The sequence below is a fragment of the Streptomyces sp. NPDC044061 genome (assembly GCF_056434305.1).
Map to the genome: position 1 here is coordinate 1 of NZ_JBWKFL010000155.1, position 2,208 is coordinate 2,208.

Annotated in this window: 2 protein-coding genes; both read left to right on the forward strand. The window is 72.2% G+C overall.

Translation table 11 applies throughout. From position 1 onward, the window contains the following. Nucleotides 1-55: 55 nt before the first annotated feature. Entirely contained in the window at nucleotides 56-1,048 is a 993-nt protein-coding gene (locus tag AC07CM_RS50720; protein WP_478883331.1) for an FAD binding domain-containing protein, read from the forward strand. Continuing rightward, a partial coding sequence (locus AC07CM_RS50725; protein WP_478883332.1) for a xanthine dehydrogenase family protein molybdopterin-binding subunit occupies nucleotides 1,045-2,208 on the forward strand: 1,164 nt, incomplete at its 3' end. The genes AC07CM_RS50720 and AC07CM_RS50725, both read left to right, overlap by 4 nt.

Sequence of the window (2,208 nt, forward strand, 5' to 3'; positions counted from 1 at the left end):
ACACGTCGGTCGCGACGGGCACCAGCCCCGCAGTGGGGACGAAGGAGGCTGTGGCATGAGGGAGTTCGACTATCGGCGGGCGTCCGACGTGGCCGGGGCTGTGGCGCTGCTCGGCGCCGATCCGGACACCCGCTTCCTCGGCGGCGGCACCAACCTCGTCGACCTCATGAAGACCGGCGTCGAACGGCCCGCCCGGCTCATCGACATCCGCGAACTCCCGCTCGACGACATCGTGTCGACGCGCGAGGGCGGCCTGCGCATCGGTGCCACCGTCACCAACGGCGACCTGGCCGCGCACCCCGAAGTCCGGCGCAACTATCCGGCGTTGGCCCAGGCTGTGCTCGCAGGTGCCTCGGGGCAGTTGCGCAACATGGCCACGGTCGGCGGGAACCTGCTGCAGCGCACCCGGTGCGGCTATTTCACCGACATCACCAAGGCGTGCAACAAGCGGGTTCCCGGCACCGGTTGCCCCGCCGTCGAGGGCGAACACCACAACCACGCGATCCTCGGCGCCACCGACCACTGTGTGGCCGTGCACCCCTCCGACATGGCCGTCGCACTCACCGCCTTCGACGCCGTCGTCCACTACGAGACCGCGAACGGCTCGGGGGAGTTGCCGCTGCGCGACTTCTACCTGCCCGTCGGCGACACCCCGCACCGCGAGACCGCCCTGCCGCCGGGCGCGCTGATCACCGGCGTCGTTCTGCCTCCGGCCCCCGTCGCCGCCAACTCCCGCTACCGCAAGGTGCGCGAGCGCGCCTCGTACGCCTTCGCCATCGGTTCCCTGGCCGCCGCGCTGGACGTGCGTGACGGCGTCGTCCAGGACGTGCGCCTGGCCTTCGGCGCGGTCGCCTCCCGTCCGTGGCGGGCCGTCGAGGCCGAGCGCGTCCTGACCGGTGCGCCGGCGGACACCGAGAGCTTCGCCGCCGCGGCGGACGCCGAGCTGGCGGCGGCACGGCCGCTGCCCCACAACGCATACAAGGTGACCCTCATGCGCAACCTCGTGGTGGCCGTGCTGACAGAACTCGCCGAGGAGGCCGCCCGATGACCACCGTCACCACCGGGACGTCCACCCCGACGCGCTCCGTCGGCACCGCGCACACCCGCGTGGAGGGCCGGGACAAGGTCACCGGAGCCGCCCGCTACGCGGCGGAGGTCCCCTTCGCCGACCTCGCGCACGGCTGGCTGGTGCTTTCCACGGTCGCCCGCGGGCGGATCAGCGCCATCGACACCGACCCCGTCCTCGCCATGCCGGGCGTCCTCGCCGTCCTGGACCACCGCAACGCCCCGCGCGTGACGACCGACTACACCGGCATGCTGGGCACCAAGCCGGACCCGACCTGCGCCCTGTTCCAGCACGACCGGGTGCCACACCTGGGCTGGCCGGTCGCGCTGGTCGTCGCCGAGACCTCCGAGCAGGCCAGGGAGGCCGCCGAGGCACTCGTGGTGCACTACGAACAGGAGCCCCACGACGTCGACTTCGGAGAACGCTCCACCACCTACACGGTGGACGGCCATGCCCCGGCGGTGACGGCGAAAGGTGATCCCGACCTGGAGTTGGCCGCGTCCGCCGTCGTCCTGGACGCCGAGTACACCACCCCCGAAGAGCACCACAATCCGATGGAACCCCACGCGGCCACCGCCCACTGGGACGGCGGCCGGCTCGAGGTGATCGACTCCAACCAAGGCGCCACCTGGGTCGTCGGCGAACTCGCGAACCTGTTCTCGCTCGACCCGGGCTCCGTGCGTGTGCGCTCCGAACACGTCGGCGGTGGCTTCGGCAGCAAGGGTGTCCGCGCCCACCAGGTGGCCGCCGTGATGGCCGCGACCGTGCTGCACCGCCCCGTGCGCGTCGTGCTGACCCGCCGCCAGATGTTCTCGCTGGCGGGCTACCGCAGCCCCACCACCCAGCGCGTCAGGCTCGGCACCGACGCCGAGGGACGGCTGCGCGCACTGGAGCACCGCTCGGTCAGCATCACCTCCACCGTGCACGAGTTCGTCGAGCCGAGCGCCGGGGTGGCACGGGTGATGTACGACGCCGACGCCCACCACACCGCCAACCGCGTCGTACGGCTCGACGTACCGACCCCGACGTGGATGCGTGCCCCGGGTAAGGCCCCGGGCTCGTTCGCGCTGGAGGCGGCGTTCGACGAACTCGCCGAGAAGTGCGGGCTCGACCCCATCGAGCTGCGCCTGCGCAACGAACCC